This window comes from Sphingomonas melonis DAPP-PG 224 (assembly GCF_000379045.1).
In the GTDB taxonomy this organism is placed as follows: Bacteria; Pseudomonadota; Alphaproteobacteria; order Sphingomonadales; family Sphingomonadaceae; genus Sphingomonas; species Sphingomonas aquatilis.
On record NZ_KB900605.1, the window covers coordinates 915,058 to 930,133 of the forward strand.

The 15,076-nt window shown below is 69.4% G+C and carries 14 protein-coding genes; 5 read left to right on the top strand and 9 right to left on the bottom strand.

Annotation, left to right across the window (positions count from 1 at the left end; all coding sequences use genetic code 11):
* Positions 1 to 7: 7 nt before the first annotated feature.
* Together SPHME3_RS0104590 and SPHME3_RS0104595 are read left to right on the top strand one after the other, a co-directional pair.
* Positions 8 to 754 (top strand): electron transfer flavoprotein subunit beta/FixA family protein, encoded by a 747-nt coding sequence (locus SPHME3_RS0104590; RefSeq protein ID WP_017980455.1) that lies wholly within the window; start codon positions 8 to 10, stop codon positions 752 to 754.
* Entirely contained in the window at positions 751 to 1,680 is a 930-nt protein-coding gene (locus tag SPHME3_RS0104595; protein WP_017980454.1) for an electron transfer flavoprotein subunit alpha/FixB family protein, read from the top strand. Before SPHME3_RS0104590 ends, SPHME3_RS0104595 begins: the two co-directional genes overlap by 4 nt.
* A 358-nt stretch (positions 1,681 to 2,038) precedes the next feature.
* Here SPHME3_RS0104595 and SPHME3_RS0104600 read toward each other — a convergent pair whose 3' ends face one another.
* The 8 genes from SPHME3_RS0104600 to SPHME3_RS0104635 form a co-directional block, all read right to left on the bottom strand.
* The gene (locus tag SPHME3_RS0104600) at positions 2,039 to 2,278 is read right to left on the bottom strand and encodes a hypothetical protein (protein ID WP_017980453.1); all 240 of its coding nucleotides are present in this window, start codon (positions 2,276 to 2,278) and stop codon (positions 2,039 to 2,041) included.
* Positions 2,279 to 2,290: 12 nt separating this feature from the next.
* Complete coding sequence (locus SPHME3_RS0104605; RefSeq protein ID WP_017980452.1) at positions 2,291 to 3,028, bottom strand: gamma-glutamyl-gamma-aminobutyrate hydrolase family protein; 738 nt, start codon at positions 3,026 to 3,028, stop codon at positions 2,291 to 2,293.
* A gap of 41 nt (positions 3,029 to 3,069) precedes the next feature.
* The gene (gene epsC / locus SPHME3_RS0104610; protein WP_017980451.1) at positions 3,070 to 4,038 is read right to left on the bottom strand and encodes a serine O-acetyltransferase EpsC; all 969 of its coding nucleotides are present in this window, start codon (positions 4,036 to 4,038) and stop codon (positions 3,070 to 3,072) included.
* A 90-nt stretch (positions 4,039 to 4,128) separates the two neighbouring features.
* Entirely contained in the window at positions 4,129 to 5,367 is a 1,239-nt protein-coding gene (locus tag SPHME3_RS0104615; RefSeq protein WP_017980450.1) for an MFS transporter, read from the bottom strand.
* The gene (nhaA, locus tag SPHME3_RS0104620; protein WP_017980449.1) at positions 5,354 to 6,547 is read right to left on the bottom strand and encodes a Na+/H+ antiporter NhaA; all 1,194 of its coding nucleotides are present in this window, start codon (positions 6,545 to 6,547) and stop codon (positions 5,354 to 5,356) included. The genes SPHME3_RS0104615 and nhaA overlap by 14 nt, the downstream gene beginning before the upstream one ends.
* A complete protein-coding gene (locus tag SPHME3_RS0104625) occupies positions 6,544 to 7,758 on the bottom strand; it encodes an MFS transporter (protein WP_017980448.1) in 1,215 nt (404 codons plus the stop codon). Before SPHME3_RS0104625 ends, nhaA begins: the two co-directional genes overlap by 4 nt.
* A 242-nt stretch (positions 7,759 to 8,000) precedes the next feature.
* Positions 8,001 to 9,584: a lysine--tRNA ligase gene (locus SPHME3_RS0104630; RefSeq protein ID WP_017980447.1), complete on the bottom strand. Its 1,584-nt coding sequence runs from the start codon at positions 9,582 to 9,584 to the stop codon at positions 8,001 to 8,003.
* A gap of 58 nt (positions 9,585 to 9,642) precedes the next feature.
* Positions 9,643 to 9,954: a hypothetical protein gene (locus tag SPHME3_RS0104635; RefSeq protein WP_018250585.1), complete on the bottom strand. Its 312-nt coding sequence runs from the start codon at positions 9,952 to 9,954 to the stop codon at positions 9,643 to 9,645.
* A 136-nt stretch (positions 9,955 to 10,090) separates the two neighbouring features.
* On the opposite strand from SPHME3_RS0104635, the gene SPHME3_RS0104640 reads away from it, so the two are divergent.
* The 3 genes from SPHME3_RS0104640 to SPHME3_RS0104650 all read left to right on the top strand — a co-directional run bounded on the left by SPHME3_RS0104640 (position 10,091) and on the right by SPHME3_RS0104650 (position 14,526).
* Complete coding sequence (locus tag SPHME3_RS0104640; protein ID WP_017980445.1) at positions 10,091 to 12,820, top strand: ATP-dependent DNA helicase; 2,730 nt, start codon at positions 10,091 to 10,093, stop codon at positions 12,818 to 12,820.
* On the top strand, positions 12,817 to 13,356 hold the full coding sequence (locus SPHME3_RS0104645; RefSeq protein WP_017980444.1) for a SixA phosphatase family protein: 540 nt from the start codon (positions 12,817 to 12,819) through the stop codon (positions 13,354 to 13,356). The genes SPHME3_RS0104640 and SPHME3_RS0104645 overlap by 4 nt, the downstream gene beginning before the upstream one ends.
* A 69-nt stretch (positions 13,357 to 13,425) precedes the next feature.
* Positions 13,426 to 14,526, top strand: a complete 1,101-nt coding sequence (locus SPHME3_RS0104650) for an AI-2E family transporter (RefSeq protein ID WP_017980443.1) — start codon at positions 13,426 to 13,428, stop codon at positions 14,524 to 14,526.
* A gap of 117 nt (positions 14,527 to 14,643) precedes the next feature.
* Here the strand turns inward: SPHME3_RS0104650 and SPHME3_RS20445 are convergent, their stop codons facing one another.
* The gene (locus tag SPHME3_RS20445; protein WP_145957884.1) at positions 14,644 to 15,018 is read right to left on the bottom strand and encodes a hypothetical protein; all 375 of its coding nucleotides are present in this window, start codon (positions 15,016 to 15,018) and stop codon (positions 14,644 to 14,646) included.
* Positions 15,019 to 15,076 lie beyond the last annotated feature (58 nt).

Sequence of the window (15,076 nt, forward strand, 5' to 3'; positions counted from 1 at the left end):
GAAGCCTATGAAGGTGCTGGTGCCGGTCAAGCGCGTGCTTGACTATAATGTGAAGCCCCGCGTGAAGGCGGACGGCTCGGGCGTGGATCTTGCCAACGTCAAGATGAGCATGAACCCCTTCGACGAAATCGCCGTCGAAGAGGCGATCCGGCTGAAGGACAAGGGCGTGACCGAGATCGTCGTCGTCTCGATCGGCGAGGCGAAGGCGCAGGAAACGATCCGCACGGCGCTGGCGATGGGCGCCGACCGTGGCATCCTTGTGACCAGCGACACCAAGGTCGAGCCGCTCGGCGTCGCGAAGATCCTCGCCAAGATCGTCGAGGAAGAGCAGCCGAGCCTCGTCATCCTGGGCAAGCAGGCGATCGACGACGACAACAACCAGACCGGCCAGATGCTCGCCGGCCTGCTCGGCTGGGGCCAGGGCACGTTCGCCTCGAAGGTCGAGCTGACCGACAGCGACGTCACCGTGACGCGCGAAGTCGACGGCGGCCTGGAAACCGACAAGTTCCCGCTCCCCGCGATCGTCACCACCGACCTGCGCCTCAACGAGCCGCGCTACGCCTCGCTGCCCAACATCATGAAGGCGAAGTCCAAGCCGCTCGCGCAGAAGACCGCCGCCGATTACGGCGTCGACGTCACGCCCCGCATCACGACGCTGAAGGTCGTCGAGCCGGGCAAGCGCCAAGCCGGGATCAAGGTCGCCGATGTCGACGAACTCGTGACCAAGCTGCATGCCATGGGGATTGCCAAGTGAAGACGCTCGTATGGGTCGAGCATGATGGCTCGACGGTAAAGGATGCCACGCTGTCGGCGGTCACCGCCGCATCGAAGCTGGGCGAGGTGCATCTGCTCGTCGCCGGCCAGGGCGTCGATGGTGTCGCGCAGGCGGCGGCGAAGATCGCCGGTGTCGGCAAGGTCCATGTCGCCGACGACGCGGCTTATGCGCATGCGCTCGCCGAGAATATCGCGCCGCTGGTCGTCGAGCTGATGGGGCATCACGATGCCTTCGTCGCGCCGTCGACCACCACCGGCAAGAATGTCGCGCCGCGCGTCGCCGCGCTGCTCGACGTGATGCAGATCAGCGACATCCTGTCGGTCGAGGGCGAGGACACGTTCACGCGGCCGATCTACGCCGGCAATGCGATCGCGACCGTTCAGACGTCGGATGCCAAGAAGGTGATCACCGTCCGCGGCACTGCCTTCGAAAAGGCGGCGGCCGAGGGCGGCTCGGCCGCGATCGAGGCGGTCGCCTCGGTCGGCGACAAGGGTGTGTCGTCCTATGTCGGCTCCGAGATCGCGCAGAACGCGCGTCCCGAACTGACGTCGGCCAAGATCATCGTGTCGGGCGGCCGTGCGCTGCAGAACGGCGAGAACTTCCACGCGCTGATCGAACCGCTCGCCGACAAGCTGGGCGCGGGCGTCGGCGCGAGCCGTGCGGCGGTCGACGCGGGCTTCGTGCCCAACGACTATCAGGTCGGGCAGACCGGCAAGATCGTCGCCCCGGAAGTCTATATCGCGGTCGGCATCTCGGGCGCGATCCAGCACCTCGCCGGCATGAAGGATTCCAAGGTCATCGTCGCGATCAACAAGGACGAAGACGCCCCGATCTTCCAGGTCGCGGACATCGGCCTCGTCGGCGACCTCTTCAAGGTCGTGCCGGAACTCACCGAGAAGCTGTGACGGCGGAAGGCGGGCAACGCGGGTTGCCCGCCGGTGACAGCAGGCGCAGCCTCGCTGTCATCCGCCGACACGGCCAGCGCCGCCAAAGCGGCGACTGACGGCGCGGGATTTACTCCCGCGTCGTGCGGTTGGAGGGGTTGGCGGGGTTTGGCCCTCTTCGCCGCCTGACATGTCATCCAAGCGATGGGCAGCGATCTCCCGGCGCAGCGCACCAACAGCCGCCAAAGCCTCCGGCATTCGCTGGAGCGAGGTCGTGTTGAAGCCCCCCACACAAAGAGACGGCCCGACACCAGCAATGTCGGACCGCCAGTCTACGCCTAGGGAGCTTACCTTGGCGTGTTCGAAAAAGGGGTAGGCGTTACAGCGCGTTGCCGGCTGCCGGGGCGGTGGCGTTGTCCGTGACATTGCCGGTCGGCGCGGTATCGCCCGCGGCCGAATTGCCGTCCGTTTCCAGGCCCGCTGCATTGTCGAAGACGGCGCCGTCGTCGTTGAGCGTGACCGTTTCCGCGGCTGTGTTGCCCGATTCGGTCTTGGGGCCGCAGGCGGCAAGGCCCAGTGCAGCGAGGCCGAGGACGGGCAGCAGGATGGCAGTCTTCATGTCGTTCTCCCTTTAGAAACCGGATGGCGATGGAACGGGTGGGCGGCCGCGGTGCAGGGCGGCGCCGATCAGCGAAAAGAAGGCGCGGCTGGCGGGCGAATCGGCGGCGTCCCATTCGGGATGCCATTGCACGCCCAGCACCTCGCCGCCGCAGGGGCGCGCCGATACCGCCTCAACGAGGCCATCGTCCGCGGCGATCGCCTCGACGGACAGGCCGCGGCCCAGCCGGTCGATGCCCTGCTGATGCACCGAATTGACGCGGACGCGGCGGGCGCCGGTCGCGCCGGCGAGCCGGCCATCAGGGGTCAGCTCCACGTCATGGCCGTGGTCGAACAGCGAATCGTAATCACCCTCCCACGCGCCACGATGGTGGCGGCCGGGATGGCTGGCCGTAGCCAGCGTGCCGCCGAACAGCACGTTGATCTCCTGCAGCCCGCGGCAGATGCCGAAGACGGGCTTGCCCGCCTCGATCATCCGTCCGGCAAGCGCCAGCGCGACCTCGTCGCGGCAATCATCCGTCACCTGATCGCTTGGCAGCGGCGCGCCGCCATAGCGACCGGGCGCGACATGACTGCGCGATCCGGTGAGCAGCAGTCCGTCGAGCACCGCGGAGAGCGTGTCGGTATCGGCGGTCCCCGGCATCGCGGGCACCAGCAGCACGGTCGCCTGCGCCAGCGTCGTCAGCGGCGCGATGAAGCGGCTCGCGACGACCTGCACCGGCCGCGCCGCGACTTCGTTGCAGCACAGCACCCCTATGACGGGGCGGCGTGACAAAGGGCGGGCCTGCCCCATCACACCAGCGCCGCGACCAGCGTGTCGCGCAACGCGAGGCTGGCGGAGGGCGCGAGCAACGTGGCTTCGGGCTGCACCACCACGCCGCCGGCCGGCACGTCGTCGAGCAGCCAGACGTTGCCGCCGATCGTCGCACCATCGCCGATCGTCACGCGGCCGAGGATCGTCGCGCCGGCGTAAATGACGACATCGTCGCCGACGATGGGATGCCGGGCATAACGTTCGCGCGGGGATCGCCGCGCCGCGCCCAGCGGACTGCGCGCGCCGAGCGTCACGTGCTGGTACAGGCGCACGCCGGTGCCGACGATCGCGGTTTCGCCGATGACGACGCCGGTGCCATGGTCGATGAAGAAGCGCGCGCCGATCGTCGCGCCGGGGTGGATGTCGATCCCAGTACGCTCGTTGGCGAGCTCCGAGATCATGCGCGCGACGATCGGCGCGCCCAGATTGTGCAGCTGGTGCGCGATACGGTGATGCAGGCTGGCGATCGCGCCTGGATAGCAGACCAGGATTTCGTCGGTGCTGCCCGCGGCGGGATCGCCCAGGAAGGCAGCCTCGACGTCGCTGTCGATCAGCCGGCGGATATCGCCGAGCGTGCCGGCGAACAGCCGCACGATCGTCGCGGCCTGATCCGCGGCGAAGGCGGTGCGCGCCTCCATCTGCCAATAGCCGAGCTCACGGTCGATCTCGCGTTCCAGATCGGTGAAGGCGGCGGTCAGCTTGGCGGCGACGAAATGATCCTCGTCCTTCGGCGCGACGCGTTGCTGGCCCAGACGGCGGGGATAGAGCGCTTCGGCGAGCAGCGCGACGACGCGCTCGATGGCGTCGCGCGAGGGGAAGATCGCCGCGGCGCGCTGGGGCTGTTGCCGGTCGCGCCACGCCGCCCGGGCGCTGCGCAGCGCGCCGACTGCCTCGTCCAGCGTCGCGCCGGCGGCAGGGGATTCGGGCGGTGAGGACAGCGTCGGCATGGCAAGTCTCCCAGACCTGCGAGCATATCCCTCCATTCTGATGGGAATAGAAAGAAAAGCTTTGCCGCCGACAAGATAGGCCCGGTTCGGTCAGGCCGCAGGCAGTCCGGGTCCGTTCGTTTCGGGCATCGGCAGCGGCGGTATCCGGGTCAGCAGCAGCGCCACCACCAATGCCAGAGCCGCCAGGATCAGGCAGAACAGCGTCACCCCCGGCCAAGCGCTGCGGCTCCACGCGATGCCGCCGGCCGAGCCCAGCACGCTCGATCCGAGATAATAGAAGAACAGGTAAAGCGCGGCGCCCTGGCCGCGATGGCCCGCCGCGCGCCGCCCCACCCAAGCGCTGGCGATCGAATGCGCGCCGAAAAAGCCGATCGTCACCAGCGCGATGCCGACGACGACCAGCCACAGCGGTGTCGCCGCCGCGACGGCGATGCCCGCGATCAGCACGACGATCGGCAGCCAGAACACCCGTCGCCGCCCGACCCGTCCCGCAAAGCCGCCGAACAGCGTCGAACTCACCGATCCCAGGATATAGAGCAGGAAGACCATGCCGACCGCCGCCTGGCTGAGGCCATACGGCGGCGCGATCAGGCGGAAGCCCGCGTAATTGTACAGCGTGACGAACAGGCCCATCAGCAGGAAGGCTTCGGCGTAGAGCAGCGGCAACGCCCGGTCGCGCAGCAGGATCGCGATGCCGGCGAGCGGGTTGCGCGCGGTGCTCGCGACGAAGCGGCGCGACGGCGGTGCCAGCCGGCGAAACGCCTCCGCCATCACCACGCCGGCGAAGCCGACGCCGCCCAGCGCCCAGCGCCAATCCGCGACGTCCGCGATCAGGCTGGCGATCAGTCGCCCGCCCATGCCGCCCAGCGCGCTGCCGGCGATGTACAGCCCCATCGCCGCGCCCACCGTCGCCGCATCCACCTCTTCGGCGACATAGGCCATGGCGACCGCCGGCACGCCGGCAAGCGCAAGGCCGGTGAGCAGCCTAAGTGCCAGCAGGGCATGCCATCCCGGTGCCACCGCTGCGGCAAGCGTCAACAGCCCCGCCGAAAACATCGCCGCGATCATCAATGGCCGCCGCCCGATCCGGTCGGACAGGACGCCCGCGAACAGGATGGCGATCGCCAGCGGGCCGGTCGCGAGCGACACGGCCAAGGACGCGCCCTCCGCGCTCAGCGCATAATCGCGTGCGAACAGCGGCAGCAGCGGCTGGACGGCGTAGAGCAGCGAAAAGGTCGAAAAGCCCGCGAACAGCATCGCCAGCGTCAGCCGGCGATAGGCGGGCGTGCCGAGCGCAATGGGCGCGATGGCCGCGTCAGCGGGCGGCATGCGCCCGGCGTCCCGCGATCACCAGCACCGCCGCGCCCGCGAGGGCCGAAGCGATCGAACCGGCGAGCACACCGATCTTCACCGCATCCATCTGCGCAGGATCGGCGAAGGCGAGGCCACCGATGAACAGGCTCATCGTGAAGCCGATGCCGGCGATCAGCGCCATGCCGTACAATTGCCCCCAGCTTACCCCCGCGGGGCGGCGTGCGATCCCGAGACGGTCGGCACCCCAGATCGCTGCCAGGATGCCGGTCTGCTTGCCCAGGAACAGGCCGAGCGCGATGCCGAGCACCAGCGGTTGGGCGAACGTCTCCAGCCCGACGCCGGTCAGCGATACGCCGGCATTGGCGAAGCCGAACAGCGGTACGATGGCAAAGGCGCTCCAGGGATGCAGCGCATGCTCCAGCCGGTGGAGCGGCGACCCCGCCGCATCACGGCGGATCGGCACCAGCATGGCGGTCATCACGCCGGCGATCGTGGCATGCACCCCCGATTGCAGGACGAACAGCCACAGCGCGGCCCCCACCAGCAGATAGGGCCACAGCGCCATCACCTGCCGCCGGTTGAGGACGTAGAGCACCAGCAGCGCAAGCCCCGCGCCGGCCAGCGCCAGGACGCGGATCGAATCGGTATAGGCGATGGCGATGATCGCCACCGCGCCCATGTCGTCGACGATCGCGACGGTGGTCAGCAGCAGCTTGAGCGACGAGGGCACGCGCGATCCGAGCAGCGCCAGCACGCCGATCGCGAAGGCGATGTCGGTCGCGGCGGGGATCGCCCAGCCGGGCTGCAATCCCGGCGTATCGCCCGCGACGAGCAGGAAGACGAGCGCCGGCACCGCCATCCCCGCGACCGCCGCGATGAACGGCAGCCGCCGCCGGTCGGCGCTGGCGAGCCGGCCGCCGACGAACTCGCGCTTGATCTCCAGCCCGACCAGGAGGAAAAACAGCGCCATCAGCCCGTCGTTGATCCAAAGGTGGACGGTCATCGGCCCCAAAGCGGGGGCGAGCGTCGGGCCGATCTGCGCGTGCAGCAGCGCGTCATAGCCATGCGCGGTCGCCGGCCAGTTGGCGGCAATCATCGCCAGCGCGGCCGCGGCGATCAGCACGATCCCGCCCGCCGCCTCTCCATGCAGAAAGGCGCGCAGCGCGTGGCGGCGATGGGCAGAGGCCTTGGTCATCCCGTCTGACGTAACGGCTCGCGCCTCGCTGGCAAGCCGAACCCGCCGCGCTCGATGGCGAACGAGACCGCCCAGATCGCAAAGCCGCCCAGCGCCAGGCCGGCGCCGACCAGTCCGGTCGACGTCCAGCCGAGCCCGCCCGCGATGGCGAGGCCCCCCAGCCACGGGCCGATCGCGTTGGCGGTATTGAACGCCGAATGGTTCAGCGCCGCGGCCAACGCCTGCGCGTCACCTGCCACGTCCATCAGCCGCGTCTGCAACACCGTGCCCAGCGCACCCCCCAAGCCGATCGCGAAGACGTCGGGGATCAGCGTCCAGAGACTCCCCGCACATAAGGGATAGACCGCCAGCGCCGCCGCCGACCACAGCAGTAGCGCACCCGCCGTCGGCATCAGCGCCCGGTCCGCGAAGCGCGGCACGATCAGATTGCCGATCGTCATGCCGGCGCCGAACACCGCCAGCACGACCGGCACGGTTTGCGGTGCCACGCCGGTGACGTCGTGCAGCGTCGCGGCGAGATAGGTATAGACCGCGAACATGCCGCCGAAGCCGATCGCGCCGGTGCCGAGCGTCAGCCACACCTGCCGCCGCTTGAGCGCGCCGAGTTCGCGCAAAGGACTGGCGCTGCGATCGGGACTGTCGATGGGGGCCAGCACGGCGACGAGGCTCGCGGTGGTCAGCGCCAGCAGCGCGACAAGCGCGAACACCCAGCGCCAGCTCGCCATCTGCCCCAGCCAGGTCGCGACCGGCACACCGACGATCGTCGCGACGGTCAGGCCCAGCATCACGCGCCCGACCGCCTGCGTGCGCTGCGCGGTCGGCACCAGCGACGCAGCGACGAGCGAGGCGATCCCGAAATAGGCGCCATGCGGCAGGCCTGCGAGGAATCGGAACGCGAGCATCCAGCCATAAGACGGCGCGAGGGCGGACAGCGTGTTGCCGATCGCGAACAGCGCCATCAGCCCGATCAACAGGCTGCGCCGTGCCATACGGGCCGACAGCACCGCGATCGTCGGTGCGCCGACCACCACGCCCAAGGCGTAGGCGCTGATGATATGCCCCACGGTCGGCGCGTCGATGCCCAGCCCGCGGGCCAGGTCCGGCTCCAGGCTCATCGCCGCAAATTCGGTCGTCCCGATCGCAAACCCGCCGACGGCAAGCGCAAGATGGACGAGGCCGGGATGCGCCTCGGCAGTCTGTCGTAACGTCATGGATGCTGCCCTAACCGACCTTGCTGCAGTGCAGCAAGATCAATGGCCAAGGGCGGCGCGTAGTTCCGCTTTAGTGCGCAAGAGCGAGGGCGGATTCAGCCAATTCCTCCCTCGCGTTAGCGGGGAGAGGACTGCCGCCAAAGGCGGCGGTGGAGGGCGTGCTTCCGCAAACACGACCTCCGCCGCATACCTCCCCCTCCGTCACCGCTACGCGGCGCCACCTCCCCCTGGCGGGGGAGGACTTAGGCAGTGGCCTTCGCCAAGGCTTCGGCAATCAGCGTCCGACTGTTCTCCACCCCGTACAGCGCGATGAAGCTCCCCATGCGCGGCCCCTGTTCGGACCCCAACAGCGTCTCGTACAGCGCCTTGAACCAGTCGCGTAGGCTTTCGAAGCCGGCGGTCTTGCCAATTTCGTAGACGACGTTCTGGATATCCTCCGCGCTCGCGTCGGCGGGCAGCGCGGCGAGATCGGCGTCCAGCCGGCGCAGCGCGTCCACCTCGACGCCCTCGGGCGCACGGCGCTTCAGCGTCGGCGCGACGAAATCGCGGGCATAGGCCAAGGCGTAGCCGATCAGCCGGTCGAGCTCGGGGTCGCGCTCCGGCGTCGCATCGGGGACGTAATTGCGCAGATAGCCCCACACCTGCTCCTTGCTCGCCTCGCCCATCACGCCGACGAGGTTGAGCAGCAGACCGAACGTCACCGGCAACGTCGCGCTGGGCACGTTGCCGTCGTGGATGTGGTGGACGGGGTTGCCCAGCTTCTGCGGCAGCTCCTGCGCCGGATAATTGCCGCGGAACTGCCAATAATCGTCGACCGCGCGCGGGATGACGCCGAAGTGCAGCGCCTTCGCCTTCTTGGGTTCGCGATAGGCGAAGAAGGCGAGGCTTTCCTCGGGGCCATAGGTCAGCCACTGGTCGAGGCTGAGGCCGTTGCCCTTGGACTTGGAGATCTTCTCGCCCTTTTCGTCGAGGAACATCTCGTAGTTGAAGCCTTCGGGCGGGCGTCCGCCGAGCACGCGCGCTATCTTCGACGATTGCGTCACCGAATCGATCAGGTCCTTGCCCGCCATTTCGTAGTCGACGCCCAAGGCGACCCAGCGCATCGCCCAGTCGACCTTCCATTGCAGCTTCGCCATGCCGCCGAGCGCCGACTGGACGATCCGTTCGCCGCTCTCGTCGGTGAAGGCGATCGTGCCGGCGTCAGCGTCGACCACCTCGACCGGCACCTGCAGCACGACGCCGCTCGTCGGGCTGACAGGAAGGACCGGCGAATAGGTCTCGCGCCGTTCCGCCCGCAGCGTCGGCAGCATCACGTCGAGGATACCCTGATAGTGGCGCAGCACACCCTTGATGGCGTCGTCGAACTTGCCGCCCTCGTAATAGTCCGTGGACGAGGCGAATTCGTAGTCGAAGCCGAACCGGTCGAGGAAGGCGCGCAGCATCGCATTGTTGTGTGCGGCGAAGCTGTCGAACTTGCCGAACGGATCGGGGATGCGCGTCAGCGGCTTGCCCAGATGCTCGCGCAGCATGTCGCCGTTGGGGACGTTGTCGGGCACCTTGCGCAGGCCGTCCATGTCGTCGCTGAACGCGATCAGGCGCGTCGGCTGGTCGCTCAGCGCATGGAAGGCGTTGCGCACCATCGTCGTGCGCAGCACTTCGTTGAACGTGCCGATATGCGGCAGGCCCGACGGGCCATAGCCGGTTTCGAACAGGATCGGTGCGCCCCCTGGCTTGCCGTCCGGAAAGCGTTTCAGCAGCTTGCGCGCCTCTTCGAACGGCCAGGCCTTGGAGTCGAGAGCGGCGGAGCGCAGATCGGTATCGGTCATGATGCGCGCCGGACTAAGGTTCCGACGCGCATCCCGCAACACTTTGGATCGCGGCGCCTTAGCGGCAGCGACGCTTGGCGGTGATCGTGCGATCGATCGCCCGGCCGGCAAAGGCACCGCCGACGCCGCCCGCGATCGTACCGAGCGCGCCATGGCCGAGCAGCGAATTGCCGACGAGCGCACCGCCGACGCCACCCGCCACCAGGCCCGTCGTCCCGCTCGAATAGCGGCAGCCGTGCGCATAGCGATAGCCGCGCTCATGCGCATAGCGGTGGTGATGCCGCTTGGCCTCGGCCTTGCTGACCGGCAGCGCGACGCTGGCAGGCAGGACGAGCGAAGCGGCGGTGAGCGCGAACAGCATATGGCGCATGATATATTTCCCTTTCGTGTCGAACGATGTCTGCCGAACGAGCGATAAAGGGCGCGGTTTCATGAATGCAGCATGACGTCCGCCGCGCGCGGGTTGGCGAGTTGCCATTCCGTTCCGGTGGAGTACAGCGGCACCGGTGATCCCTTATCCCGCCCTCCACGCCAGCCATGGCGGCATCTGGATCGCGACCGCGGAGGGTACGCGGCCGATCGGGCGCGGCGAGGCGATCCGGATCGCGGCGGATACGCCGGTGATCCTGCTCAACGCCGCATTGGTCGCGCAGCGGCTGGGCTACCCCGAGCTGTCGGGCCTCGACCTGCTCGAACTGTTCGCCTTCCTCCACCCCGCGCGCTTTGCGGTGCCGACGCCCAAGGGGCTCGCGCGGGCGGTCGATCTGTCACCGCCGACGCGTGACGAGGATGTCGCCGCCTTCCTGCGCGAAGCCGCCGCAGCCCTGCTTGCCGTGCCAGAGGGCGACTGGCCCGAACGTGAGGGCGCGTGGACCGCGGTGCAGTCGCTCGGCCGGCTGCGCTGGCCCTGGGCCCCCGCGATCGGCCCGCTGATCGCCAAGCCGCGCACCAACGAACGCTGGCTGTTCGCCGCGCTGCCCGAATGGGAGGAGCACGCCCCGCGTCCCGCGCCACTGTCCGCGACCGTCCCCCCTGGCGATGCCGAGGCGCGGCTCCACGCCCTCACCGGCGCGGGGGCCGAGGAGCGCACCGGCCAGCGCGCCTTCGCCGCCGCCGCGACCGAAGCCTTCGCGCCGCGCGCGATGCGTGACGCGCCCAACATGGTCCTTGCGGAGGCGGGGACGGGGATCGGCAAGACCTTGGGCTATCTCGCCCCCGCCTCGCTCTGGGCCGAGCGCGCGGGCGGCGCGGTGTGGATCAGCACCTATACCAAGGCGCTGCAACGCCAGCTCGCCAAGGAAACCGAGCGCGTCTTCCCCGACGCCACGGTGCGCCGCGAGAAGGTGGTGACGCGCAAGGGCCGCGAAAATTACCTGTGCCTGCTCAACCTGGAGGATGCGTTGCAGGGCGGCTTTGCCGGCCGCGCCGCGATCCTCGCGCATCTGGTCGCGCGCTGGGCGGCCTATAGCGCGGATGGCGACATGGTCGGCGGTGACCTGCCCGGCTGGCTGCCGACGCTGTTCCGGCGCAACGGCCCGGCGGCGCTGACCGACCGCCGCGGCGAATGCGTCTATGCGGGCTGCCCGCATTACCGGAAGTGCTTCATCGAACGCGCCGCGCGCGCTTCGGCCGACGCGGACATCGTGATCGCCAACCATGCGCTCGTCATGGTCAACGCCGCACGCGGCCGGGAAACGACGACGCGCCCCACCCGCTACGTCTTCGACGAAGGCCATCACCTGTTCGAAGCCGCCGATTCGATGTTCGCCACCGCACTGACCGGACAGGAGACGATTGAACTCCGGCGCTGGATTCTCGGCCCCGAAAGCGGCGGGCGCGGCCGGCGGCGCGGGCTTCAGGCGCGCTTGTCCGATGTCGCGAGCTATGACGAACAGGGCGGCATCGCAATCCAGGATGCGGTGGAGGCGGCACGCAACCTCGCCAGCGACGGCTGGCTGGGGCGGATCGCCGAAGGTGCGCCGTTCGGGCCGATCGAGCATCTGCTCGCCGCCGTCCGCGGCCTCACCTATGCCCGCGCCGAACAGCCGGGCGACGCCGGTTATGGCCTCGAAACCGAACTCGCCGAACCGAATCCCGAGCTGATCGAGGCGGCGGCGCCCGCCGCGGCTGCGCTCGACGCGCTCGTCCGCCCCTTGGTGACGCTCGGCCGGCGGCTGGAGGCGGTGCTGGCGGAGGCGCCCGACTGGATGGACGGTCCGGCACGTGCGCGGATCGAGGGCGCGATCGCCTCGATCGGCTGGCGTGCGGAGACGGTGGCGGCGTGGCTGTCGCTGCTCGCGCGCGTCGGTGGCCCCGCCGATCCCGACCATGTCGACTGGCTGGCGGTCGAGCGGATCGAGGGGCGCGAATATGACATGGGCCTGCATCGCCACTGGCTCGACCCGACGCGCCCCTTTGCCGAGGTGGTGCTGAAGCCCGCGCATGGCGTGCTCGTCACCTCAGCGACGCTGACTGGCGGCGGCGACTGGCCGACCGCGGAGGCGCGTGTCGGCACGCCACACCTCGCCCGCGCACCATCGCGGTTCGAGGCGGCGAGCCCCTTTGCCTATGACCGCCAGGCCGAGGTGCTGATCGTCACCGACGTCAAGCGCGGCGACCTGCCCGCGCTCGCCAATGCCTATGCGCGGCTGATCGTCGCGGCGGGCGGCGGCACGCTCGGCCTGTTCACCGCGATCCGGCGCCTGCGCGGCGTCCACGGCCGCATCGCCGACCGGCTGGCGCGCGAAGGGTTGCCGCTCCACGCGCAGCACGTCGACCCGATCGACACGGGCACGTTGGTCGACATCTTCCGCGACGATCCCGCCGCCTCGTTGCTCGGCACCGATGCCTTGCGCGACGGCGTCGACGTGCCCGGCTCGTCGCTGCGGCTCGTCGTGATGGAGGGCGTGCCCTGGCCCAAGCCGAGCGTGCTCCACGCCGCGCGAAGGCTGGCGGGGGGCGGTTCGGCCTATGACGACCGTATCGTCCGCGCGCGGCTCGCCCAGGCGTTCGGCCGCCTCATCCGCCGCGCCGACGATTCGGGGGCGTTCGTGATGCTGTCGGCCGCGATGCCTTCGCGGTTGCTCGCCGCCTTCCCGCCCGGCGTGGCCGTGACGCGCGTGACGCTGGACGAGGCGGTGGCCCGCGTCGCCGCGCGCATCGGTGGGCGGCTTTCCTTGTCGCCCGCGATCGGGCATGAGGCGCGCATCGCGGTCGAGGACGGAGACGCCGGTTGAAGACGCTGACGCTGCTGCGCCACGCCAAGTCCGGCTGGGACGATCCCGTCGCCCGTGATTTCGACCGTCCCTTGAACGACAAGGGCCGCCGCGCCGCGCAGACGATGGGCCGGCACATGCGCGACGAGGGCCTCGTCTTCGACCATATCGTCGCCTCGCCCGCGGTGCGCGTGATGGAGACGCTCGACGCGATCGCCAGCGGCTATGGCCGCAAGCTGGAACCGGTGTGGGAACGGCGCATCTACCTCGCCTCCGCCGCGACGCTGCTCGACGTCGTGCATGAGCTACCGGATCAGGCGCAACGGGTCCTGATGGTCGGCCACAACCCCGGTCTCGAGGATCTGGCGATGCTGCTGGTGCCGTTTGGCGGCGGCGCGTTGCGCGACCGGCTGGAGGAAAAATACCCGACCGCAACGCTTGCCGAGATGGCGACCGGGGCGGAATGCTGGCGTGCGGTCGCCGAGGGGCAGGCGCGGCTCGACCGCTACGTCCGCCCCCGCGACCTCGATCCCGCGCTCGGCCCCGACGAGCGGTGACGGACCCGAAACGGTCCTGACGGGTTCTTGCCCCGTCCCGCAGTCGGCGGGGGTGCAGACGGGGGCGATATGATCGACAGGCGACGGCTGGAATCGGGGGGACTGATCGTCTTCCTCGTGGCGGTGAGCGTGGGCCTGCTCGCGATCGTGTCGTCGTTCATCGGCGCGCTCTTGTGGGCGGTGCTCGCCGCGATCCTGTTCCAGTCGCTGTTCCAATGGCTGCTCAAACGCTGGCCGGGGCACCGCAACCGTGCGGCGGCGGCGACCTTGCTCATCATCTTCGTCGCGGTCATCGTTCCGACGCTGGCGATCGGTGGCATGGTGATCGACCAGACCGCCGGCGTCTATGCCAAGGTGCAAAGCGGCCAGATCGATTTCGCCAGCTACTTCAAGCAGGTCCATGACGGCCTGCCGCAATGGGTGCAGCGCCCGCTCGACCGCTCGGGTCTCGGCAGTTTCGACAACGCGCAGGCCCGCATCGTCGAGGCGGTGCGCTCCAGCTTCCGCGGCATCGCGTCGCAGGCGCTGTCGATCGGCCGCAACACGGCGGCGTTCCTGCTCGCCTTCGGTGTCGGGCTCTACGTCACCTATTTCCTGCTGCGCGACGGCGACCGGCTCGCGCCCAAGATCCGAGACGCGCTGCCGCTGGAGCGTGCCGTGGCCGACCGCCTGCTCGGTCGCTTCGTTGCGGTGGTGCGCGCGACGATCAAGGGCTCGGTGCTCGTCGCGCTCGCGCAGGGTGCGCTGGGCGCGATCACCTTCTGGATCGTCGGTCTGCCCGCGGCGCTGCTGTGGGGCCTGCTGATGGCACTCGTCGCGCTGCTGCCGGCGGTGGGGCCCGCGCTCGTCTGGGGGCCAGTGGCGATCTATTTGCTGGCGACGGGTGCCATTTGGCAGGCCGTGGTCGTCATCGTCTCGGGGGTCGCGGTGATCGGTCTGGCCGACAATATCCTGCGCCCGATCCTGGTCGGCCGCGACACGGGGATCCCCGACTGGCTGGTGCTGGTGACGACGCTGGGCGGCATCGAGGTGGCGGGGCTCAGCGGCATCGTCGTCGGCCCGCTGGTCGCCGCGCTGTTCCTCACCGGCTGGCAGATCCTCACCGACGAGCGCGAGGGGCGGCGGGTGACGGCGGGCGTCGACGCCGAGGACGCACCGCGCGAGGCGTGACGTGCCACGCCAAGAACGCCGTTCACCCTGAGCGTGTCGAAGGGGGGGCTCTCCACAGGTGCTACGTTTGGGGAACGCGCCCTTCGACAGGCTCAGAGCGACTGGGTAGGAAGCACTTCAATTCCGTTGGCACGGATAGGTCTTGGCCAACACCCGCGCATAGCCGTCCTTCAGCGGCAGTTTCTTGTCCGCCGGCGACAGCGCATCCAGCCCGCCCAGCATCTGGAGGATGCCGATCGATTCGCCATCGGGGATGCAGGCGATCGGCGGCTTGCCCGCAGCGACCCGCGCCGCCCCCTCCGCACGAAGCTGGCGCGTCGCGGCATCGGCTTCCGCCTTCAGTACCGGATAATCGGGGTTGGTCAGCGCGGTGAAGGGGTTCGCGCGCAACGGCGCGGCCTTGGCCAGGAAGGTGCCGACGCTCATCGCAGCAGCGGCAGGCGTGGCGAGGCCCAGCGAAACGGCAAGGGCGATCAAAGGTTTATACGACAACGGCGGCACTCCGGATGGGAATGCCGCCGCATAATCAGATCAAACTGACGGCGGGCTG